At 56.3% G+C, this 22,330-nt stretch carries 23 protein-coding genes; 16 read left to right on the top strand and 7 right to left on the bottom strand.

The annotated features are described in order from the left end of the window. The first annotated feature begins 3 nt into the window (after window positions 1-3). Window positions 4-399 (top strand): DUF1761 domain-containing protein, encoded by a 396-nt coding sequence (locus RSK20926_RS08145; protein WP_008205747.1) that lies wholly within the window; start codon window positions 4-6, stop codon window positions 397-399. 401 nt (window positions 400-800) lie between these two features. Here the strand turns inward: RSK20926_RS08145 and ahcY are convergent, their stop codons facing one another. Further along, window positions 801-2,186: an adenosylhomocysteinase gene (gene ahcY, locus RSK20926_RS08140; protein ID WP_008205745.1), complete on the bottom strand. Its 1,386-nt coding sequence runs from the start codon at window positions 2,184-2,186 to the stop codon at window positions 801-803. Between the two features lie 119 nt (window positions 2,187-2,305). Further along, a complete protein-coding gene (locus tag RSK20926_RS08135; RefSeq protein ID WP_008205743.1) occupies window positions 2,306-2,620 on the bottom strand; it encodes a hypothetical protein in 315 nt (104 codons plus the stop codon). A gap of 249 nt (window positions 2,621-2,869) precedes the next feature. Between RSK20926_RS08135 and RSK20926_RS08130 the strand changes: the two genes are divergently transcribed. After that, window positions 2,870-3,466: an HD domain-containing protein gene (locus tag RSK20926_RS08130; protein ID WP_008205741.1), complete on the top strand. Its 597-nt coding sequence runs from the start codon at window positions 2,870-2,872 to the stop codon at window positions 3,464-3,466. Between the two features lie 81 nt (window positions 3,467-3,547). Continuing rightward, the gene (locus RSK20926_RS08125) at window positions 3,548-3,946 is read left to right on the top strand and encodes a carboxymuconolactone decarboxylase family protein (RefSeq protein ID WP_037254431.1); all 399 of its coding nucleotides are present in this window, start codon (window positions 3,548-3,550) and stop codon (window positions 3,944-3,946) included. Window positions 3,947-3,993: 47 nt separating this feature from the next. On the opposite strand, the gene RSK20926_RS08120 is transcribed toward RSK20926_RS08125, so the two are convergent. The 3 genes from RSK20926_RS08120 to RSK20926_RS08110 form a co-directional block, all read right to left on the bottom strand. After that, window positions 3,994-5,139, bottom strand: a complete 1,146-nt coding sequence (locus RSK20926_RS08120) for a glycosyltransferase family 61 protein (RefSeq protein ID WP_008205736.1) — start codon at window positions 5,137-5,139, stop codon at window positions 3,994-3,996. A gap of 8 nt (window positions 5,140-5,147) precedes the next feature. After that, window positions 5,148-5,702 carry an ActR/PrrA/RegA family redox response regulator transcription factor gene (locus RSK20926_RS08115; protein ID WP_008205734.1) on the bottom strand — a complete coding sequence of 185 codons (555 nt, stop codon included), beginning with the start codon at window positions 5,700-5,702 and terminating at the stop codon, window positions 5,148-5,150. A gap of 81 nt (window positions 5,703-5,783) precedes the next feature. Next, window positions 5,784-6,407, bottom strand: a complete 624-nt coding sequence (locus RSK20926_RS08110) for an SCO family protein (RefSeq protein ID WP_008205731.1) — start codon at window positions 6,405-6,407, stop codon at window positions 5,784-5,786. A 130-nt stretch (window positions 6,408-6,537) separates the two neighbouring features. Here RSK20926_RS08110 and regB point away from each other — a divergent pair, with 130 nt between their 5' ends. The 11 genes from regB (at window position 6,538) to RSK20926_RS08055 (ending at window position 19,645) form a co-directional block, all read left to right on the top strand. Further along, a complete protein-coding gene (gene regB / locus RSK20926_RS08105) occupies window positions 6,538-7,929 on the top strand; it encodes a sensor histidine kinase RegB (protein WP_008205729.1) in 1,392 nt (463 codons plus the stop codon). An 89-nt stretch (window positions 7,930-8,018) separates the two neighbouring features. Next, a complete protein-coding gene (locus RSK20926_RS08100) occupies window positions 8,019-9,566 on the top strand; it encodes a PAS-domain containing protein (protein ID WP_008205727.1) in 1,548 nt (515 codons plus the stop codon). A 90-nt stretch (window positions 9,567-9,656) separates the two neighbouring features. Next, complete coding sequence (gene tsaE / locus RSK20926_RS08095; protein WP_008205724.1) at window positions 9,657-10,154, top strand: tRNA (adenosine(37)-N6)-threonylcarbamoyltransferase complex ATPase subunit type 1 TsaE; 498 nt, start codon at window positions 9,657-9,659, stop codon at window positions 10,152-10,154. Continuing rightward, a complete protein-coding gene (locus RSK20926_RS08090) occupies window positions 10,141-11,139 on the top strand; it encodes an aminoglycoside phosphotransferase family protein (protein WP_008205722.1) in 999 nt (332 codons plus the stop codon). The genes tsaE and RSK20926_RS08090 overlap by 14 nt, the downstream gene beginning before the upstream one ends. Further along, window positions 11,136-11,831, top strand: a complete 696-nt coding sequence (locus RSK20926_RS08085) for a nucleotidyltransferase family protein (protein ID WP_008205721.1) — start codon at window positions 11,136-11,138, stop codon at window positions 11,829-11,831. The genes RSK20926_RS08090 and RSK20926_RS08085 overlap by 4 nt, the downstream gene beginning before the upstream one ends. Then, window positions 11,821-14,769, top strand: a complete 2,949-nt coding sequence (addB, locus tag RSK20926_RS08080) for a double-strand break repair protein AddB (RefSeq protein ID WP_008205720.1) — start codon at window positions 11,821-11,823, stop codon at window positions 14,767-14,769. The genes RSK20926_RS08085 and addB overlap by 11 nt, the downstream gene beginning before the upstream one ends. Continuing rightward, on the top strand, window positions 14,766-18,146 hold the full coding sequence (addA, locus tag RSK20926_RS08075) for a double-strand break repair helicase AddA (protein WP_008205719.1): 3,381 nt from the start codon (window positions 14,766-14,768) through the stop codon (window positions 18,144-18,146). The genes addB and addA overlap by 4 nt, the downstream gene beginning before the upstream one ends. A 65-nt stretch (window positions 18,147-18,211) precedes the next feature. Continuing rightward, the gene (gene trxA / locus RSK20926_RS08070; RefSeq protein ID WP_008205718.1) at window positions 18,212-18,532 is read left to right on the top strand and encodes a thioredoxin; all 321 of its coding nucleotides are present in this window, start codon (window positions 18,212-18,214) and stop codon (window positions 18,530-18,532) included. A gap of 67 nt (window positions 18,533-18,599) precedes the next feature. Beyond that, on the top strand, window positions 18,600-18,818 hold the full coding sequence (locus RSK20926_RS08065) for a DUF6500 family protein (protein ID WP_008205717.1): 219 nt from the start codon (window positions 18,600-18,602) through the stop codon (window positions 18,816-18,818). A gap of 90 nt (window positions 18,819-18,908) precedes the next feature. Further along, entirely contained in the window at window positions 18,909-19,259 is a 351-nt protein-coding gene (locus tag RSK20926_RS08060) for a Lin0512 family protein (RefSeq protein WP_008205716.1), read from the top strand. Further along, on the top strand, window positions 19,256-19,645 hold the full coding sequence (locus RSK20926_RS08055) for a Lin0512 family protein (protein ID WP_008205715.1): 390 nt from the start codon (window positions 19,256-19,258) through the stop codon (window positions 19,643-19,645). The genes RSK20926_RS08060 and RSK20926_RS08055 overlap by 4 nt, the downstream gene beginning before the upstream one ends. An 85-nt stretch (window positions 19,646-19,730) precedes the next feature. Here RSK20926_RS08055 and RSK20926_RS08050 read toward each other — a convergent pair whose 3' ends face one another. Then, a complete protein-coding gene (locus RSK20926_RS08050; RefSeq protein WP_008205713.1) occupies window positions 19,731-19,922 on the bottom strand; it encodes a DUF1127 domain-containing protein in 192 nt (63 codons plus the stop codon). A 224-nt stretch (window positions 19,923-20,146) separates the two neighbouring features. Here RSK20926_RS08050 and hslV point away from each other — a divergent pair, with 224 nt between their 5' ends. Together hslV and RSK20926_RS08040 are read left to right on the top strand one after the other, a co-directional pair. Beyond that, complete coding sequence (hslV, locus tag RSK20926_RS08045) at window positions 20,147-20,710, top strand: ATP-dependent protease subunit HslV (protein WP_008205711.1); 564 nt, start codon at window positions 20,147-20,149, stop codon at window positions 20,708-20,710. Between the two features lies 1 nt (window position 20,711). Further along, on the top strand, window positions 20,712-21,782 hold the full coding sequence (locus RSK20926_RS08040) for a hypothetical protein (RefSeq protein WP_008205709.1): 1,071 nt from the start codon (window positions 20,712-20,714) through the stop codon (window positions 21,780-21,782). A 79-nt stretch (window positions 21,783-21,861) separates the two neighbouring features. On the opposite strand, the gene RSK20926_RS08035 is transcribed toward RSK20926_RS08040, so the two are convergent. After that, window positions 21,862-22,260: a DM13 domain-containing protein gene (locus tag RSK20926_RS08035; protein WP_008205707.1), complete on the bottom strand. Its 399-nt coding sequence runs from the start codon at window positions 22,258-22,260 to the stop codon at window positions 21,862-21,864. Window positions 22,261-22,330: the final 70 nt, after the last annotated feature.

The raw sequence follows: 22,330 nt of genomic DNA, 5'->3' as shown, positions 1-22,330 counted from the left end.
GAAATGGAATTTCTGAATGTACTGGTCGCCGCCGCAGCTGGTTTTGCATTGGGTGCCGTGTACTACGGCATCCTCGCCAACCCTTGGATGGAAGCCGCTAACATAAAACGTGGCACCGATGGCAAGCCTGAAGGTGGCCAAAGCCCTGCCCTTTTTGCTGCAACTTTTGCGCTGCAATTGGTCGTTGCAGGCATGATGCGCCATGTTTTCTCACTTTCGGGCATTGATACTTCGGGAGCTGGGCTGGTGGCTGGGCTTGGAGTGGGACTATTTTTCATCAGCCCCTGGATCGCCATTAACAACCTCTATGCGGGCAGGCCGCTAAGGCTGACACTGATCGACGGAGGCTATGCCAGCCTTGCCTGTGCCCTGATTGGTCTTGTACTTTGCTTGTTCTGATTTCCGCCAGAGAGAGCTAGATATCTGCTTCTCTTTGTTTGGGGTTTTTCCAACTTGTTTGGATCACCCAAAATCCTGAATTCTCCCAAACGAAAAAAGGGAAGATCCCGTCACAAACTGACAGGATCTTCCCTCTCACCCCGCGTGCTCCTAAAACCACCACACGCGTTTGAAATTCGGTCCTGCCATCCTGGCTGGTTTCTCATCAATACGACGCATGGATATAACTTGGCAAATCATAAGCACGGAAAATATCTTTCAAATTGCCGGTATCTCATCCGCTTCAGATTCAAGGTTCTACTTTTCATTTAGCGCTAAGTGCCAAAGCAGACAGGGAAAAAAGGAAAACCGCCCAAAGAAGCTTTGGGCGGCTCAAAATTCCTACTGGTTCGCGAAAACGATCAGTAGCGGTAATGCTCAGGCTTGAAGGGGCCTTCAGGTTTTACACCGATATAGGAGGCCTGTTCAGAGCTGAGCTGGGTCAGCTTGACGCCGATACGACCCAGGTGCAGTCGGGCGACTTTCTCGTCCAGGTGCTTGGGCAGGATGTAGACCTCGTTATTGTACTCATCACCACGGGTGAACAGCTCGATCTGAGCCAGCACCTGGTTGGTAAAGGAGGCCGACATCACAAACGACGGGTGGCCGGTGGCATTGCCCAGGTTCAAGAGGCGGCCTTCGGACAGGAGGATCAGACGGTTGCCTGAGGGCATCTCGATCATGTCCACCTGTTCCTTGATGTTGGTCCACTTGTGGTTCTTCAGGTTCGCCACCTGAATCTCATTGTCGAAGTGGCCGATGTTGCCGACGATGGCCATGTCCTTCATCTCGCGCATGTGCTCGATGCGGATCACGTCCTTGTTCCCAGTGGTGGTGATGAAGATATCGGCGGTTGCCACCTCATCTTCCAGCAGGGTCACTTCAAAGCCGTCCATGGCCGCTTGCAGCGCGCAGATCGGGTCGGCTTCGGTGACTTTCACCCGCGCACCTGCACCACGCAGGGAAGCGGCAGAACCCTTGCCCACGTCGCCATAGCCGCAGACCACGGCAACCTTGCCGGCCATCATGGTGTCGGTGGCGCGGCGGATGCCGTCGACCAGCGATTCCTTGCAGCCGTATTTGTTGTCGAACTTCGACTTGGTGACGGAATCATTCACGTTGATCGCCGGGAAGGGCAGCTCGCCGCGCTTCACCAGGTCATAGAGACGGTGCACGCCAGTGGTGGTCTCTTCAGAGACGCCCTGGATGTCCTCGCGGGTCTTGGTGAACCAGCCCGGGCTGGCCGCCATGCGCTTCTTGATCTGCGCGTGGATCACCTCTTCCTCTTCCGAGGTCGGCACGCCGAGATCTTCACCTGCTTCGGCCTTGGCGCCGAGCAGAATATACAGCGTCGCATCGCCGCCATCGTCAAGGATCATGTTGGGGCCTTCAGGGAACATGAAGGAGCGGTCCAGGTAGTCCCAATGCTCTTCCAACGACTGGCCCTTGATGGCAAAGACCGGAATATCCGCCGCCGCAATCGCCGCCGCCGCGTGGTCCTGGGTCGAGAAGATGTTGCACGACGCCCAACGCACATCCGCACCCAGCGCCACCAGGGTTTCAATCAGAACCGCTGTCTGGATGGTCATGTGCAGGGAACCCACGATGCGCGACCCCTTCAGCGGTTTGCTTTCACCGTATTCCTCACGCAGCGCCATCAGGCCTGGCATTTCGGTTTCAGCGATGTTCAATTCCTTGCGGCCAAACCCGGCCAGCTCGATGTCTTTGACAATATAGTCCCCGGCCATTTCTGCTCCTATCCGGTTACGAGTAATCTTGGTTGCCGGAGGTAACACCACAAAGGTTTATAAGCAACGAAGATGGCCGGATAAGGAACATCTGTGAAGAATGGCCGGGCAAAGGGGTACTAGCTGGCCACACCAGGCAGAACCTTTGGCCTAGGAACCTCAAAATAGTTCTTCCCTGAGGCAACTACACAGCTGATCCCAGTGGGATGCGTGACCAGCACTGTAAATGTACCGGTATCATCAGAACTCCAGACTTCTATCACTGTGTCGGTATTCTGTGAGTTCTGCAGCCCAGCCGCGGAGAGACTTTCGGAATAGCTATCTTGCAGCTGCTCGATCAGGCCCTCACGTGGGGCACAGTTGTTGGCAAAAGCCGGCGGGGCAATGGCTGCCATACCAAAGATAAGGGCGGAGGACAGTAGACGTTTGAACATGACAAGCTCCAATTTTGTTGAGTCACTTCTCACCAAAAGGGGCATGCCTATCGGGCTATTTGGGCCCCTGCGGTACTATATATCTGGGTGTTGAGAGGCTGTTTTTCAATCTCACAGCCCTTCACCAGATCGCGGGGTTTCGTGTGTTCATCACGCCCGAACAGTCCTTTTTCACCCGCTGCTATTTGCGCCGGCAAGGAAGAAACGCTAGGCAGGTTCCTGAAAACTCTGGGACTGGAACTCTCGTCTATGGCTGTAAAATCTCCTCGTGCCTGGCAGCGCATGTTGTCCGGGCGTCGGCTTGATCTGCTGGACCCGACACCCATGGATATTGAGATCAGCGATATTGCGCATGGTCTTGCTTTTGTGGCGCGGTGGAACGGACAAACGCAGGGGGATTTTGCCTATTCCGTTGCTGAGCACTCCCTCTTGGTTGAAGCACTGTTCAAACGTATGTATCCAAAAGCACCAATCAAATGGCGCCTCGCAGCGCTGTTACACGATGCACCGGAATACGTGATCGGTGACATGATCTCCCCAGTGAAAGCTGCCGTTGGGCCCGGCTATGAGGAGCTGGACCAAAGGCTGACAGCGGCTATTCACCTCCGCTTTGGGCTGCCCGCAGTGCTGCCAAAGACAATCAAGTCGCAGATCAAGCGCGCTGATAAAATCAGCGCCCGAATGGAAGCGGTACAAATCGCCGGTTTTTCTGAGCAAGAGGCAAACAAGCTGTTTGGCACTCCTAAAGCGGAAGTGGTTCAAGGCTTGCATATCGCACTACGTCCGCCACTCGAAGTGCGCTGCGCCTTTGTCGCGCGCCACAAAGCGCTTTTGGCATCGCTTTAGGGAAGGCCAAAACCACGACGTTTTAACCGCAGGGGAAGGTGGGAACTACAGCCCAGCTTTTAGTCTATGAAAGGCGCCATGATGAGCACATTTGACGAAGACCTCTTTCTAAAGGGGATGGAACAACGAAAAGCCACCTTAGGGGCTGATTATGTTGAGAAGAACCTTGCAGCTGCAGACGACTTCACCCGTCCCTTTCAAGAGGCCATGACCGCTTGGTGCTGGGGTTTTGGCTGGGGAGACGATGTCATCGACGCAAAAACCCGTTCCATGATGAATCTCTCCATGATCGGAGCCCTGGGGAAAATGCACGAATGGGAGTTGCACTGTCGCGGTGCCCGCAACAACGGCGTTTCCAAAGAAGAAGTCCGCGCAATCATCCACGTCATCGGTATCTATTGTGGTGTCCCACAAGCGCTGGAGTGTTTTCGCGCGGCCCGCAAGGTTTTCGAAGAAGAGAACAGAACCGACGAAAACTAGGCAGGTCGGGGCTAGACGGATCGGAGTCTCCCCCCTGCCCAACTAGCCTATTGCTTTACCGCTTTCCGCTTCCGGCGATACTTGGGTGCCATCACAAAGCCACCCTCTCCGCCGAGCCCCTTTGTTTCAAGGAGCCGCCGACAGGCGGCCCGTGATAGGCTTTGCCATTCCCCGTCACCGGAAATGAACCCGTGACGGGCGAGTTCTTTTCCTATGATGCTATGGTTCAATTCTCCAAAGCTAAGCCGGCTCGACCTTTGCTTTTCCTGCGGGACCCATTCAGCACGCAAAGCATCTATGACCAGCGGGTCGCGGCGGCAGAAACCAGCAACATTGTCAGCCAATAGATTGCTGGCGCCGGACTCGCGCCGCATAATGATTGCCACTTTTTGATCCGGGCGCCCCACCAATGCAAAGAGATGCAGCGCAGAGCCATCCGCCGCAATCACATGTCGCGCTGCTTTGTATCGCGCGATCTGATCTCGCATGCTGTGATCCTGCGGGTGAAACACCTCATAGCCTTCGGCCTCCAGATAGTGTTCCAGCTTTTCTTCACCTAGCAATCCCCCTTTGCCCAATCCCAGAGCAGAGCGGGAGATATAAAGCTTCTCGGGCCCGTCCGGCCTGACATCCCGGGCAAATCGACTATGGATAGCATTGCGGTACTTTCGGGTGCCCTGCGTGATCCGACCCAGACCAAACCCCTGCCCCGGCACGATCAGTTCTTCCACTTTGGTTGGTTCGGCAGCAACATGAATGCGCAACTCCGGCGCAATCAGAGAAAGGAACTCCCGGTGAAAACCTTGGATGTCGCTCCCACTTGCTGGCCGTTTTGGTATAAATAAAACGCCACGCACTTCATGCTTTAGATGGGCCAAGCCCCAGAGGCGCGAGGTGCTTTCCACCAGGAAATGCCCGAAATGCGCCCAAAGAACCCCGCCCCAGAGCCAGCGCCCGTTCAGAGATCTCTCGACGGTCGGTGGTGTTTCGGGCTGCGTTGTTATTGGGCGATACCGGCGCCAGAGTGCTGCCTGCGGGCAATAGCTACCATCCGCGTATAACACCCCTGCAGGCTGCACCAAGGCACTTACCTTAGGCGGCACCACACAGGCATCCGCAAGAGCCAGGGATTCTTCCGACCACCCACCTTCCGGTAAGGGCTGGTCCTCCGGTCGATTAGAGATATCCCGCATGCTGCGTTTTAACGCGGGCTGCGTTTGGCTAAGATGCGTTGCAGGGTGCGCCGGTGCATATTCAAACGCCGCGCTGTCTCTGAAACATTACGATCGCAAAGCTCATAAATGCGCTGAATATGTTCCCAGCGCACACGATCCGCACTCATGGGGTTTTCGGGCGGGGGCGGCAGTTCATCTTCTCCAGAGAGAAGAGCATTCATTACATCGCTGGCATCGGCGGGCTTTGACAAGTAATCCGTCGCACCGATCTTTACTGCGGCAACCGCGGTTGCAATTGCCCCATAGCCAGTCAGCACAACAACGCGGCTATCCGGGCGTTTCTCGCGCAGCACTTCGACAACATCCAATCCATTGCCGTCTTCCAACCGCAGATCGACTACCGCATAGGCGGGTGGGCGCGCTGTCGCTATGGCACTGCCGCTTGCAACAGAATCAGCGGTTTCAACTTCGAACCCGCGCTTTTCCATCGCTTTGGCCAACCGGCGCAGAAAAGGTTCATCGTCATCCACAAGCAAGAGGGATTTATCCGATCCAATCTCCTGCAGAGCGTTTTCTGCCATGCCTATTCCCCACCTGTTCTACGCGTAATCTTGAATGTGATTTTACTGCCTTGCCTGGAAAGGTCAAACAGCTGGAAAAACTCACATGTTTTCGACGAAACAGGAGACTTTTTCAGCAATCTGTTCCGGGGTCTCGTCGCGGCGGAAAAACTCTGCAAAACCTTCGCCTGGCAGAACCAGGTAAGAGAAGGTTGAGTGATCGACCAGATAATAATCCTCGTCCCCATCCTGCTTCTTGAAATAGGTCTTATAGGCACGGCTTGCTGCTTTGACCTGCTCCATTGATCCCGTGAGGCCGATCATCTTTTCATGGATGTTAAAGGCAAAATCACCCACGACTTCTGGCGTATCGCGATCCGGATCAATTGAGACAAAAACCGGCGTGGTGCTGATACCCTGCTCGGCCAAAAGATCGATCGTCTCAGCGTTGCGAGACACATCCATGGGGCAAACATCCGGGCAGAAGGTATAGCCGAAGTAAAGGATAGATGGCTCGGTGAAGATCTCTTTCTCCGTCACGGTTTCCCCATTTGCATTCAGCAGCTCCAATGGGCCACCAATTGCAGCGGTTCCGCCCGCAATCTGGCTGCTGCGACATTGGGCAAACTTATCCCCTCCGGTCTGACCACCCTGGGTGGCATACCAGGTGCCCCCAGCCAGAGCAGCGATAAAGGCGGCGGCGATAATTGCGTAAGAACGTGTCATATGATCACACTAGTTGTTGATGCAGGAGAGTTGATCGTGTCATGCGCCAGACCTATCAAGAAACGCAGCCAATGCAACTGGCACAAGGCGTCACAGCTTTGAGAGCAGCAACAAAACTGGGATAGATGCGATGAGCGAGACTCAATTCGGCCTCATGCAGGGGCAGGAACGCAGCCACTGGATCCGCTTGCGCACCTTGATCGTTTTGCGTTGGGTTGCCATTGCTGGCCAGGTTATCGCTATCACCGTGGCACAACAGCTTTATAATCTGCAGCTGGAACTAGGCCTTTGCATTCTGGCGATCGGGATTTCGGTTGTCAGCAATCTCTTGGCAATCTTTGTGTTTCCGGAAAACAAACGCCTCTCGGAGTTTGAGAACTTTCTGATGGTCTTGTTTGACCTGCTTCAGCTCGGGTTCCTGCTCTACCTGACAGGCGGGCTCAACAATCCTTTTGCCCTGCTTGTTCTGGCCCCGGTGACGATCTCTGCCGCAATGATGAGTCTGCGTTCCACTCTGTTGATCGGTGGCTCCGCCATCATTCTGGTCACACTCATGGCAGAGTTTCACCTGCCTTTGCGAACCGAGCAGGGTTTTATCCTGCGTATTCCCGATGTCTTTGTGTTTGGCAACTGGACCGCTATCGTGATCGCGATTGTCTTTATTGGCGCCTATGCATTCCGCATCAGTACCGAGATCCGGCGCATGTCAGACGCAGTGGCCGCAACCCAATTGGCACTCTCTCGGGAGCAGAAACTCACCGATCTTGGTGGTGTGGTCGCTGCAGCCGCGCATGAGCTGGGCACCCCCCTTGCGACGATTAAACTCACTAGTGCCGAATTGATCGAAGAACTGGAAGACCGTCCCGACCTGCGCGAAGACGCCGCACTGATCAGAGAGCAAGCCAACCGTTGCCGCGATATCCTGCGCGATATGGGGCGCGCCGGCAAAGATGACCTGCATCTGCGCCAGGCCCCGCTTTCAACCGTCGTTCATGAAGCCGCTGAACCACATCTCAACCGCGGCAAAGACATCATCTTTGAAGAGGGTCCACTAGTTGGCGGCAGCTATCAACAGCCGACGATCCTGCGAAAGCCCGAGATTATCCATGGGTTGCGAAATCTGGTTCAAAATGCCGTCGACTTCGCCCGCGCTCAGGTTTGGATCGAGGCCGCATGGGACGAGGAAAGCATCACACTACAAATCATGGATGATGGCCACGGCTTCCCGCCCCACCTCCTGGGGCGTATTGGCGACCCATTTATGCGGCGGCGGCGGAACGAGAGTGACCGCAAGCAGCGCCCCGAGTATCGTGGAATGGGCCTTGGTTTGTTCATCGCAAAGACGCTCTTGGAACGCACTGGAGCCCAACTGACCTTTTCTAATGGTCCCAGCAGACCGGACCCACACCCAAGTGATCGTTGTGGTGCTTATGTCGAAGTGAAATGGCCTCGCTCAAAGATTGATGCGCTCCAAGGTGAGAACGCCGTACCTTTGGGGGAAAATAAATGGATAGAAGTTTAGCTATTCATTTTTTGGCAACCAATTAAACTTGATTTAACCATTTTTAAGACACCATAGGAGCAACAAAGCTCTGACATAGGCGGAAAACAATGCAGAACATCATCTCGGTCGAGTGGTTTATGCTGATCACATTGTGCTGCGCAACAGCAGCGGCAGCAGTGTGGTGGCTTTCTCCCGAGCCTAAGGCGAAGGGAATGGAGCAGGATCTCCTGGTTGGAGATGGGCGTACGGACGCTGTTTTCTTGTTTGATGACGACAGTTTAATCGGCTGGTCATCTGGCGCGCGCAAGTTCATTGGTGAGCATACAGAGCATTTCAGCTGGAACATGCTACGCGACCAATTGGCCAGAAACTACCCAGGTCTGCCACAAAATCCGAGCTTTCTAAAGGATGTCGGCCCTCTTGTTCTTTCCGGCACCGCCTCCGCCGAAAGCCGTGAAGCGCATTGTGAATGGATTGATGGAATCACCCGTGTCCAGCTTCGCCGCAGCACCCTGGAAGAGCAAAACAAAAGCCTGGACCAAGAGCTCACGACATTGCGCGCCGCAGTGCATCAGGCCCCCTATCCTGTCTGGCTGCAGTCCGAGGAAGGTTTGGTAACCTGGTCGAACCTCGCCTATGATGATCTTAGCAATAAACTGCGTGGTCGAAATGCCGACTTCTCGGTGCCTATGTTCAGCAATCTGCAAGAACCCATGTCCAGCGGCAAACCGGAACGGATCTCTATCCCGCTGCCAGAGAGCGACAAGCGCCTTTGGTACAATATCTCGACAACCGAGACAGAGGCTGGCTGGCTTTGCCATGCGGTTGATGTAAATGCGGTGGTCGACGCAGAAATCGCCCAGCGCAATTTCGTCCAGACCCTCGCAAAAACCTTTGCACAGCTATCGATCGGCCTAGCGATCTTTGATAGAAATCGTCAGCTGGTACTGTTCAATCCTGTTTTGATCGATCTGACAGCGCTTCCCGCCAGTTTCCTAAGCTCTCGCCCGACCCTGCTGACCTTCTTTGACCGGCTGCGCGATCAGCGCATGATGCCGGAGCCAAAGAACTATTCCAGCTGGCGTCATCAGATCGAAGACTTGTTGGAAGCCGCTGCCGAAGGCCGGTATCAAGAAACTTGGTCGCTCCCCTCTGGTTCGGTCTACTCCGTCTCCGGTCGTCCACATCCCGATGGCGCAATCGCCTTTCTCTTCGAGGATATCACCGCGGAGGTCACCCTGACCCGTCAGTTCCGTTCCGAACTTGAGGTTGGTCAGTCGATCCTGGACCAGATGGACGAAGCAATCGCCGTCTTCACTAATGAAGGCACCATGAGCTTTTCCAACACCACCTATCATGAGCTGTGGAAAATGGATCCGGACACCAGCTTTGCAAAGGTTTCTATCATGGATGCCGCGCGCGTCTGGCAAGATACCTGCAATGCAACCTCTGTCTGGGGAGAGATCAGGGATTTTGTCGCCGGCAATGAGGTGCGTACCCCCTGGTGGGCCCATGTACAATTGCGCGACGGAACCGCACTAGTCTGCAAGGTCAGCGCTCTCCAGAACGGAGCAACTTTGGTCAGTTTCCAAGCCCCGAACCCCGGCCTTCCGCCGGTGGAACAACAGAAGTTCGCGATCACCGACCAAAGTTAAACTGACTCAAGGAATTCTAGTTCAAGCCGGAAGGGTACGATGCACTCCTTCCGGCTTGCAGCATTTGTGTGGGAAGGTCATTGTGCGGCCATGACCATGACCACCCTGACTTTCTTGCTCCCCACCCCGGATGACACGACCACTTTGGCCTCGAAGATTTCCAAATCTCTGAGCCCTGGCGATTGCCTGTTGTTGGAAGGCCCAATCGGAGCAGGCAAAACCCATTTTGCCAGGGCATTGATCCAATCCAGATTGGGCCGAGAGGAAGATGTCCCTTCTCCGACCTTCACCCTGGTGCAGTGCTACGATCTACCCGAAACAGAGCTTTGGCATGCGGATCTCTACCGATTGACTTCACTCGATGAGATTGAGGAACTCGGCCTGAGTGAAGCAATGGAAACCGCCATTTGCCTGATCGAATGGCCTGATCGACTTGGCGAATACTGGCCCAACCACGCGCTGCATCTTTCTTTGTCGCTTGTTCCACAGGCAGAAGATGCGCGGCAGATAACCATAACATTCAGCGATGAAAAGTGGCAGAATCTTATCGGGCAAGTCAGCAAGGAGTACTTGGATGAGCAATCGTGAAACACTGATTTCTCAGTTCTTGCAACGTACCGGTCGCGGGGATTGGCAGCGCAAACCTTTGTCAGGTGATGCATCTCAGCGCCGCTACGAACGGCTAAGCAGCCCGGATGGGCGCAGTTTGATCCTGATGGATGCAGATCCTCAGAATTGCGGCAGTCAAAAACCCTTTGCCATTATAGCAAATTATCTGCGCACGCAGGGGGTCAGCGCCCCCGCAGTACTGGGTGAGGACCTGGATAGTGGGCTGTTGTTGATCGAAGATCTGGGCAACGATCTTTTCTTTGATGTGATCGCTGCGGATCCCAGCCAAGAGGTACCGCTCTATAATGCCGCAACGGATCTGCTCGCAGCCCTGCACAAAGCCCCGGTGCCAAAGCTGGAACCTTTGGGCCCACGAGCCATGGCAGAGCTGTCCGGATTGGTAATAAGCCGCTATCTTGGTGGCATAACCGGTACCGAAGATACAAAGCTGCAGCGAAAATTCGAGAACCAGTTTGAAGATATCCTGCGCCAGAATGTGCGTGGTGATGTGGTTTTTGTTCACCGTGATTTTCACGCCCAGAATCTGCTGTGGATCCCAGATCGCGAAGGGGTCGCCCGCGTCGGTGTCATTGATTTTCAGGACGCCCGGTCCGGACATCGTGCCTATGATCTGGTCTCTCTTCTACAAGACGTTCGTCGGGATGTTCCTCCGGCCATCGAAATGCAGATGATAGACCGCTATCTGCAGATCACGGGAGTTGAGGAGAGCGGCTTCCGCGCCGCCTATTCCGTCATCGGCCTTCAGAGAAATCTGCGTATTCTGGGGGTCTTTGCCCGGCTTTCCCTCGATTTTGGCAAGACCAGCTATCTGGATCTAATGCCGCGCGTTTGGCGCCATGTGCGTCATGGGCTTGAAGAACCTGCGGTTGCCTCCCTTGCTGATTGGCTGCTGGAGGTTCTGCCCGAACCCACGCCGGAAAACCTGGCAAAGCTACGCCCATGACAGCGCCTGCGCCCATGAATGCCATGCTCTTTGCTGCCGGTTTTGGGACCCGGATGAAATCCCTGACAAAAGACCGCCCAAAGCCCATGATCGAGGTCGCTGGAAAACCTCTGATAGGTCACACTCTGGAACTTCTGCAGGAAATGAGCCCCCCAAAGGCGGTCGCCAATCTGCATTACCTGCCGCAGATGCTTGAGGATTACCTGGCCCCCAGGGGTGTGCTGCTAAGCCATGAGACGCCAGAGGTTCTGGACACGGGCGGTGGGCTAAAGAATGCTCTGCCTCTATTGGGTTCTGATCCGGTTTTCACCGCCAATACGGATGTGATCTGGACAGGAGAAAACCCTTTTGCGGTGGCGCGTGATGCCTGGGAACCTGCGAAAATGGATGCGCTTTTGGTATGCATCCCGGTAACCCGGTGCCACGGGCGAAGCGGTGGGGGTGATTTCTCTGTGGATCAGAGCGGGAACATCAGCCGTGGGGGCGACCTGGTCTATGGAGGCATTCAGATCCTCAAGACTGATGGTTTGGAGGATATTGAAGATCGGAAATTTTCGCTCAATCTCCTCTGGAACAAGATGGCTGAAGAAGGGCGGCTTTTTGCGGTGGAATATCCCGGTCACTGGTGCGATGTCGGGCATCCTGAAGGTATTGCCCTGGCTGAGGATTTGATCGCAAAAGATGTTGTTTGAACCGCAAGATAAACCACGCGTCTTTGCCCTTCCCCTAGGTGTGGATTTTCCTAAGGCCCTGGCCAGCGGCCTGATCCAGCGCAATGCAAAGCACAGCCCAGAGAATTTGGCGCGGGTTGAATTGATCCTCAACACCGCGCGGATGGCGCGGCGCACGCGCAACCTGTTTGAGGCAGGTCCCGCTTTGCTTTTGCCACGGATGCGGTTGCTGTCTTCCCTGGTTGAAACCGGCGTGATTGCAGATCTTCCCCCCGCCCTACCACCGCTGCGCCGTCGGTTGGAACTCTCACAACTGATTGCAAAGCTGCTGGAAACCCAACCGGATCTGGCTGCGCGGTCCTCTCTCTTTGATCTTTCAGACAGTCTGGCTGGCCTCATCGATGAGATGCAGAGCGAAGGCGTCAACACCGAAGCAATCCGCAATCTCGATGTTTCTGATATGTCGGGCCATTGGGCCAGAGCACAGCAATTCATTGGCATTGTCGATCAATTCATCGACCTGCACGAAGGCGCCGTGGATGCCCAGGCCCGGCAGCGCCAATTGGTTCACCATCTGATTGAGAGTTGGGAGATCTCACCTCCCCAGCATCCAATTCTTTTGGCTGGATCAACCGGTTCACGCGGCACCACCCATATCCTGATGGAGGCCATAGCCAAACTGCCCCAGGGTGCCGTGATCCTGCCTGGATATGATTTTGACCAGCCGCTGACTGTTTGGAGCCATCTTAGGGATGCCCTCTCCTCTGAGGATCACCCGCAATACCGCTTTGCCAAACTGATCTCAGACCTCGATCTGGACCCGGAAGATATCCGACCCTGGACCAAAACTGCGCCTGTAAGCCCTGCCCGCAATCGCTTGGTGTCTTTGGCGCTGCGCCCTGCTCCAGTAACCAATGCCTGGATGCAGGAAGGCCCAGAGTTGCAGGACCTAGATAGCGCCTGCGCCCAAATAACCCTTGTCGAAGCCCCGAGCCCCCGCGCAGAGGCCCTGGCCATTGCATTGCGTCTGCGTCAGGCAGCCGAAGACGGGCAAACAGCGGCGCTTATCTCACCTGACCGAATGTTGACGCGCCAGGTCTCTGCAGCACTGGACCGCTGGGACATCCTGCCAGATGATTCCGCTGGCCTGCCCTTGCAACTGACCCCACCTGGTCGTTTTCTTCGCCACGTGGCAGAGCTGTTCTGCAAGCCACTTACGTCAGATGCTCTTCTGACCCTGCTAAAGCATCCGCTGACTCATGACGGCCCCAATGCAGAACGGGGAGAGCACCTGCGCCATACTCGTGATTTTGAGCTGAATATCCGTCGCAATGGGCCTCCATTTCCCGATGCAGACAGTTTCTACCAATTCGCAACCGGGCGGGATCTACTGCCAGGTTGGGTGGACTGGCTGGCAGATAACTTTGCCGCGCAAGAGGTTTCAGATCGGCAGGCACTGACCAATTGGGTCGCACTCTTGCGGCAAAGGGCCGAAGCGATCGCTGCTGGCAGCCAAAACCTGGCCGCTGGTGAAACTGGGCCGCTTTGGGAAAAGAAAGCTGGCCAAACGGCGCTGGCACTCTTTGAGGATCTCGAAGCACAGGCTCTTCATGGTGGCGAGATGAGCGCGCGCGATTTTGCCGATCTTTTGGGGGCGATCCTCTCACAGGGTGAGGTACGCGACCGCGATGCCCCCTATGGCTCCATCATGATCTGGGGTACGCTGGAAGCCCGCGTGCAGGGGGCCGATCTGGTCATCCTGGGCGGTCTGAATGAGGGCAGCTGGCCAGAGGCGGCCAAACCGGATCCCTGGCTCAATAGGCAATTGCGCCACCAGGCAGGACTCCTGCTGCCGGAACGCCGCATCGGCCTGGCCGCCCATGACTTCCAGCAGGCCATCGCCGCGCCAGAGGTCTGGCTGACCCGCGCGGCCCGCACCGATGAGGCCGACACAGTTCCCTCCCGTTGGCTCAACCGCCTGACCAATCTGCTGGCAGGTCTGCCCGATCAGGGCGGCAAAGCAGCTCTGACTGGGATGCTTGACCGTGGCCAAGTCTGGCTTGACTGGGCCGAGGCGCTGGAGGCCCCTGCCCCAGCCGATCCAGCCAAGCGTCCTTCCCCGCAGCCGCCAGTCCCATCCAGGCCGCGGCGCTTAACCATCACCGAGATCCCGCGTCTGATCCGCGATCCTTATGCGATCTACGCCAAACACGTGCTGCGCCTGCGCCCCCTGGATCCACTGGTGCAGGAACCGGATGCACTGCTGCGCGGTATCGTGGTGCATGAGGTCTTTGAAAAATTCATCAAAACTTGCCAGGACAACCCCGAAGGGCTGACCGCAGCGAACCTCACCGCTATGGCAGATGAGCTATTACAAGAGCACGTGCCCTGGCCGGTTGCCCGCCTCCTGTGGCACTCTCGCATCGAGAAACTGGCCGAGGATTTTGTAACCGGCGAAAAGGAACGCCAAAATCGCGCCCGCCCTGTTGCCTTTGAAGCCAAGGGCGAAGCTCGGCTGGAGCCGCTTGATTTCACCATCGCCTGCCGAGCTGATCGGATCGACCAGGACGAGCGCGGGTTTCTGCATCTTTACGACTACAAAACCGGCGCGCCGCCTTCAGAGGCGCAGCAGAAGAAGTTCGAAAAACAGCTGCTGATTGAGGCCGCCATGGCAGAAGAAGGCGCCTTTAAGGACCTTGGCCCGGCAGATGTCGCCAGCGCTGCCTTCCTTGGTATCGGCAGCAGCCTGAAAGAGGTCGCCGCCCCCTTGTCTGAAGAACCTCCGGCAAAAATTTGGGAGGAGCTGAAGAAACTTATCGAAGCCTATTTCGACCCTAATCAAGGCTATTCTAGCCGCCGGATGGTGCACCGGGATGATCTGGCCGGGGATTACGACCACCTGGCGCGCTTTGGCGAATGGGACCGGGCCGCTGAGCCGCAGCCGGAGGATCTGACATGAGCACCGCAGTGAAACAGCGCGATGCCGCCTCCGAGGCGCAGTTCCGCGCCGCCCGACCCGATGCCTCCACCTGGTTGGCCGCGAATGCGGGTTCCGGCAAGACCAAAGTGCTAACCGACCGGGTGGCCCGCCTGCTGCTGAAGGGGGTTCAGCCGCAACATATCCTCTGCCTAACCTATACCAAAGCTGCTGCCAGCGAGATGCAGAACCGGCTGTTCAAACGCTTAGGTGAATGGGCGATGCTGGAAGACGGCAAGCTGACCGCTGCTCTGATCGACCTGGGTGAGGTTCAGATTACCGGCGAGGATCTGGCACAGGCCCGTACGCTTTTTGCCCGCGCCATCGAAACTCCTGGCGGGCTGAAAATCCAGACCATCCATTCTTTCTGCTCGTCGCTGTTGCGCCGTTTCCCACTGGAGGCCGGTGTCAGCCCGCAGTTTTCCGAAATGGAGGATCGCGCGGCGGCCTTGTTGCGCGCCGAAATCGTCGAGGATTTTGCCAAGGGAGACCATTCTCATTTGGTGGAACCTCTCGCCCGCCACGTTGGCGGCAGCGATTTTGAAGATCTGACCGCTGCCATCTGCCAACGCCGGGCAGAGTTTGTTACTCCTCTGAGTTATGCAGAGCTTCAGGAGCGTTTCGACCTACCCGACGGATTTGATAGGCAATCGCTGGAGCAATCTGTCTTTTTGGGCGGCGAGGCAGAGGTTCTGGCAGAGCTTCGATCACTGCTGCAATCCGGTGGAACAACAGATCAGCGCGCCGCTGCAAAGCTGGCATCTATAGATGCGCCCGCGCTTGCGGATCTAGCGCATTTGGAAAGTATCTTTCTGACCGGTGCTAGCGCGGCCGCGCCTTTTTCTGCAAAAATCGGGAAATTCCCCACCAAGAAACTGCGCGAGGCAAATCTGGCGCTGATGGACCGGGTAGAGCCGCTGATGCGGCGGGTTGAAGATGCACGCGCAAAACGCCTGGCCCTCACCGCCCTGCGCAAATCCTGGGAGTTGCATCAATTCGCCCAGGCCTTCCTGCCGGAATATGAGCGCCGAAAGCAGCTGCGCGGCTGGCTCGACTTTGACGACCTGATTCTGAAGGCGCGGCAATTGCTGAATGACCCGGCAGTGGCCGCCTGGGTGCTCTATCGTTTGGACGGGGGCATCGATCATATCCTTGTCGATGAGGCCCAGGACACCAGCCCGGTGCAATGGGATGTGATCGAAAAGCTGGCGCAGGAATTCACCGCCGGCGAGGGGGCCCGTTCCGGGGTTGAGCGCACCATTTTTGTGGTCGGGGACAAGAAGCAGTCGATCTACTCCTTCCAGGGGGCCGACCCGGATGCCTTTGACCGCATGCAGCGGGAGTTCGGCAACAGGCTGGCAGAGACCGGTGCCGGACTGCAGAATGCAGCGCTTGAGTTTTCCTTCCGCTCCTCTGCTGCCATCCTGAGGCTGGTGGATCTGGTGTTTCAGGGCCAGGACGCCGCCGGTTTTCCGCGCGACGCGTTGCACCGCGCCTTTAAGGTGGATCTGCCGGGCCGGGTAGACCTTTGGCCAGTGGTGGAAAAACCCGATGACGATGAGGAGGTGGACTGGACCGATCCGGTGGACCGGCCGGGCAAGCGCCATCATACCGTCATCCTGGCCGAACGCATCGCGCAGCAGATCAAGGATATGATTGACCAAAAGGTCACCCTGCCGATCGACGGGCCGAAGGGCCCGGATGGGCAGATGACCTTCGAGCGGCGGCCCGTACATGCGGGCGACTTCCTCATTCTGGTGCAGCGCCGCTCTGAATTGTTTTCTGAAATCATCCGTGCCTGCAAAAAGGCTGACCTGCCCATCGCCGGCGCCGACCGGCTGAAGGTCGGGGCAGAGCTGGCGGTGAAGGACATTGCTTCTCTGCTGTCTTTCCTGTCGACACCTGAAGATTCGCTGGCCCTTGCCGAGGCGCTGAAATCGCCGCTCTTTGGCTGGAGCGAACAGATGCTGTTTGATCTGGCGCACCGGCGGGATGGGAAGCAGCACCTATGGGAAGCACTGCGTAAGCGTAAAAGCGAATTCCCTCAAACTATGGGGATCCTAGATGATCTGCGTGGCCAGACCGATTTCCTGCGCCCCTTTGATCTAATCGAGCGGATCCTGACCCGCCACAAGGGACGGCAAAAACTGCTGGGTCGGCTGGGGCCAGAGGCCGAAGACGGGATCAACGCGCTCCTCAGTCAGGCGCTGTCTTACGAACGCTCCGACATTCCAAGCCTCACCGGGTTTCTGGTCTGGATGCAGACCGATGATTTGGAGATCAAGCGTCAGATGGGCGCGGCAGAGGGCATGGTGCGGGTGATGTCGGTACATGGCTCCAAAGGCTTGGAGGCGCCGATTGTGATCCTGCCGGACACCGCCAAACGCAATGCGCCACGCGATGCTGAGATCATGGTCGCCGAAGGTACGCCTTTGTGGAAACTGCCCAAGGAGCAGATGCCGGATCTGCTGCTATCTGCCCGAAATACGGCGCAGGAAAAACAGCAGAACGAAAGACTCCGGCTCCTCTATGTGGCTCTAACACGGGCTGAAAAGTGGCTGATCGTGGGGGCCGCCGGCGATCTCTCAAAAGAGGGCGACACTTGGTATCAGCGAGTCGAAGCGGCCCTCAAATCCAGCGGTGCGGTTGATCACGAGCATCCCGGTGGCACCGGGCTGAGGCTGGAGCATGGTGATTGGGACGCTCTCCCTTATGTCGAAAAGGAACGGTCTGTCTCGGCTCTGCCAAGCCTGCCAGATGTTTTTTTGCAAAAGGCCCCGGACTACTTGGCCCCTGCCCCCGCTGTCAGCCCATCCGATCTGGGAGGAGCAAAAGCACTTCCAGGGGATCGGGGTCTGGATGAAGAGGAAGCTAAGGCGCGCGGCACCCGGCTGCATCTGCTTTTGGAACACCTTCCGCTGCTTCCGCCAGAGCAATGGCAAGAGCGCGCCACCGCCTTGCTTTCTGGCGTACATGACCAAAAGGAACTTTTGGATGAGGCTAGCGCGGTGCTGTTGGCCCGGGATCTTGAACATGTCTTTGCACCGGACAGTCTGGCGGAGGTAGCCATTACCGCAGATTTGGGTCAGCACAAGCTTTACGGCATCATCGACCGTTTGGTGATCACTTCTGACTATGTTCTTGCGGTGGATTTCAAATCCAACGCCACGACCCCAAAATCGGCCGGGGACTGCCCCGATGGGCTATTGCGTCAAATGGGCGCCTATGCCCATGCTTTGGGGCAGATCTATCCGGATAAGGAAATCCGAACCGCAATTATCTGGACCCGCATGGCACAGCTGATGATGCTACCGCACGAAGTTGTGACAGATGCACTCTTCCAATCGCTGGAACCTTGACGATTGGTTAAGCCCTACATAGGTTCCCCTTCAGTTGCCAAAATCAGATCTCAGGAGACATCTTAATGTCCACCGTAGCCGTCACTGACGAAACCTTTGATGCCGAAGTCAAAAACTCCTCCGTTCCCGTTGTTGTGGACTTCTGGGCCGAATGGTGCGGCCCCTGTAAGCAGATCGGCCCTGCGCTGGAAGAACTGGCCGCGGAATATGGTGACAAAGTAAAAATTGCCAAGGTTGACGTAGACAGCAACCCGAACTCCGCTGCTGCCATGGGTGTGCGCGGCATTCCGGCGCTGTTCATCTTCAAGGACGGCCAGGTTGTCTCCAACCGTGCCGGCGCGGCACCAAAAGCAGCGCTGCAGAGCTGGATCGACGAGTCGATCTGATCCCGTCTTACCCCTTCGTCAAAGGCGCTCTCTGCGAGGGCGCCTTTTTCATTTGAAAGGCAATGCTATGACTCCGAAGTTCAAGGCAAAGGCCATCGCCGTTTGTGACGCCAAAATCGCCAAAAAGGGCGATGCTGTTGGGCTCTCCTTCTATGCGTTTTTCAAGAACCGCAACGATGACCCGGTTCTGCTGATGCAGGTGGCGGAGTGGTGGATCAAAACCCATCAGTTGGACCATTTTGAAAAGGCCGCCAAAGTTCGAGACCTGCTGAGAGCAGAGGGGTGATCCTCCTGGCTTGCCTTCCCGGCTAATCTGGCCCTTTCCTTCCCTGCCTCTGGCGGTGCACCTTGCCCATCAAAGCTACAGGAGGCAGGCATGGCCAAAACAAGAGTACTCGTCGAATTCGGTATGGGCACATCGCTCAGACGCGAGGATTACACCGAAGCCGCTAAACGCGCGATCAAAGATGCGCTCTGGCATAACTCGGTCAACATGGCGGAACTCTTTGGCTTTCCAAAGGAAGCCATGATCATTGATGCGGAAATCGGCGTGCAACAGCCAGATGAGGTAGATTGCCAGGCCCTGGCAGAGATATTCCCCTATGGGCAACCAACAATCTCTGTAACACGCGGCGGGCTGGATATTGTGAAACCACATACCACCGGCAAGACCGTGATCGCCAATGCGGCCATAAAAGTTTCCTTTGACCTGGAGGCAGTAAAATGAGCACGCAAGGAAGTGAAAAGCGCATCATCCTGGAGATGGGCACGGGCAACGACCTCTATGGTCAGGATTACACCAAGGCCGCGCGGCGCGCTGTGCAGGACGCCCTGCATCATTCCTCTATCACGCTCTTTTCCAAACTTGGGATCGATCACAAGGAAATGCGGGTTGAGGTGACCATCGCGGTACAGGAACCCGAAAAAGTGGACTGTGACCTGGTTGCAAGCGATTTACCACGCGGGCTCGCGTCTGTGCGTGCAGTGCACGGTGGATTGAATGTTCAGGACAGCAATTCAGAAGCCTTCCACGTGGTGGCAACCGCTGCGGTCGAAGCTTGGCTTCCAGACCTTTCTCGCTCTTATAAGCTGAGCTCCCGATCCAAAGCTTGATACTTTTGACCAGAATAGGAGCCACAAAAAGACAAAGCCGCCCCAATCTGGAGCGGCTCATCTTTTCTGACTTCTGTTTTACAGATCAGAACTTGGCGATGTCTGCCTGGGACAGGCCAATATCTTCGAGCTGCGCTGAGGTCAGCTTGCTCAGAGCGATACGGGTCTTGCGGTTTTCATTCCATTCCACAAGGTCATCACGAAGGTGATAAAAGGTGTCCACCAAGCGAAGGACAGAGACAGCGCCCAGCGGCGCATGGATGTTTGCGGTCGTCATTGCACTATTCCTTGAGTTATCTGTTCGGGCGTTTCAGCCGCCGATGGGGAAGAGATAGGCGCAGCAAGTGAGTCTCACAATTGCCAGTTTGACAGCCCCGAATTGCAGCGCGTGCATAGCACATGAACAATTGGTTAATGTCCGTAGCCTGCCGAATGCTGTCGCCTGCCTTGTACAGTCGAAGCGATGATTCCATATAGGCAGGACAGAAACTGGAGGCATTTATGGCAGATGATCAATTCCCGGGCTGGCATGGAACAACCATCATCGGAGTAAAAAAAGGCGGCCAAGTCGTCATAGCCGGGGATGGTCAGGTCTCGCTTGGGCAGACCGTCATCAAGGGCACCGCGCGCAAGGTCCGGCGATTGTCGCCGGGTGGCTTTGACGTCGTAGTTGGTTTTGCCGGCTCAACCGCAGATGCCTTTACGCTGCTGGAACGGTTGGAGGCAAAGCTGGAAGCCACACCTGGCCAACTCGCCCGCGCAAGTGTCGAACTGGCAAAGGACTGGCGAACAGATAAATACCTGCAGAAACTTGAAGCCATGCTCATTGTTTCTGACGGCACAGAATTGCTGGTCATCACTGGGGCCGGTGATGTTCTGGAACCTGAACATGACGTCGCCGCCATTGGATCTGGCGGTAACTTTGCTTTGGCCGCAGCGCGGGGCATGATGGATAGTGATCGCAACGCCGAGCAGGTGGCGCGGGATGCGATGGCGATTGCCGCCGACATCTGTGTTTACACCAATGGTCGCCTGACCGTTGAAACCATCTGCCCCGAGGTCTGAGGTGGGGCAGATTGAACAGGAAGACATCAGAGCCGCGGTTGGCTCTGGCCTGTTGAGTGAAGCCCAAGCGGCTTCCTTGCTGGCTCTGGCCCATAGTCGACGCGGCGCGCGCGAGAACCTTGCCCCGGGGGATGAACCCTTTGAGCTGTTCAAGGGGTTCAACGAGATCTTCATTGTCATCGGACTGCTTATTCTGGCTTCGGGCTATGCTGCAGTCACTGGTCTATCGATTGCCGGTGGTCTGGGTGGATTTGTTGATAAGGCTTTCTGGGCCTCAACGATTGGTGCTCTCGCTCTTTGGGGCTTGGCGGAGTATTTCATTCGCAAGCGCCGCATGGTGGCACCTGCGATTGCGCTCTCGCTCTTATGGTCGGTCAACGCCAGCACTGGGCTCACGGCAAAGTTCTCTCAGGTTTTCATGATCGCACAAAACGACTATTCCAGTCTACCCTTGCCCATGGCCATGACAACAGGGGCGATTGCTCTATTCTGGTGGCGCTTCAAAGTGCCCTTTGCCATGGCGCAAATCGCGCTGGGGATCTTTGCAATCGCTTTGATGATGGCCGCACAGCAAGCCGGCACCCCAGCGGGTTTGAGCGATCTGTTCCTATTCTCAGCCTCTGGACCTTTTGCCTGGATCACCCTTCTTGTGGGGCTCGGCGTCTTTGCGGTGGCCATGGCTTTTGACCTCAGTGATCCGCATCGGGTGACGCGACGGTCTGCGCAGGGGTTCTGGCTACATGTCGTTGCGGCCCCTGCCCTGGTCAATACCATTGCCCTCAGCCTGCTGGAAAGCGGAACTGCCGGATCCCAGCTGCTGTTGATGATCGTGCTCTTGGGGTTTGCTCTGGTCGCTATCGTGATTGACCGGCGCTCTTTCTTGATTGCCGCTATCGGCTATAGCGTCACCCTGGCTGCGACTGTCTTTGACGGTGAAGGTGCGGCGATGACGGTTCTCATCCTTGGGTTTATCCTGGTTGCCTTGGGCGCATTCTGGAGCCGGATAAGAATGGTACTCCTCGCTCCTCTGGGGCGTGTCTTACCCTTGGATCGTCTTCCCCCTGCGCATTAAGCAGGAAAGCCGCCCTCGCAGGCGGCTTTCGTTAAGGCGTTTGGCATTTTGGGTTCGGAACCCGGCCCTCATTTGCCAATCATTTGATTGTGGCGACACCCAAAGGAACACCAGCTACTTCACACCAGATATAGACTTCGTTGTAGCCCGAGATATCCATGGTTGCCGGCACCGCGTACTTTTGCTTGCCCTTCAGGTCCAGCAGTGCGCCCAGGGTACTGTTGGAGTCGTAGTGACCATCCTTGCCAAACCCAACGCGGGGATCAGGCCCCCCATCCAAGGAGAAGTCGCGGCCCAGCTCAACAATATAGCGACCATTCTTTTCAACAACTTTGACCGAACCAGAGGTCACATGGTTCGAGCGACCTTCAAAATGACCTTTGAGTCCACCTGCAATAGCGGTTGTTGCAGTGCCTGCAGCGGTGAGTGCAATGGTTGTACCTGCAGCGGCAGTGATGAAAGAACGACGGTTCAGCATGGGAAATCCTCCTTGTTCCGGGCCTTGTACCTGGCTGCATCAGGGCATTAGGAAAGATAAAAAGATACCC

The sequence above is a fragment of the Roseobacter sp. SK209-2-6 genome (assembly GCF_000169455.1).
Taxonomy (GTDB): domain Bacteria; phylum Pseudomonadota; class Alphaproteobacteria; order Rhodobacterales; family Rhodobacteraceae; genus Pseudophaeobacter.
The sequence above is the reverse complement of the archived record's forward strand: the minus strand, read 5'-3'. Positions and strand labels throughout refer to the sequence as shown.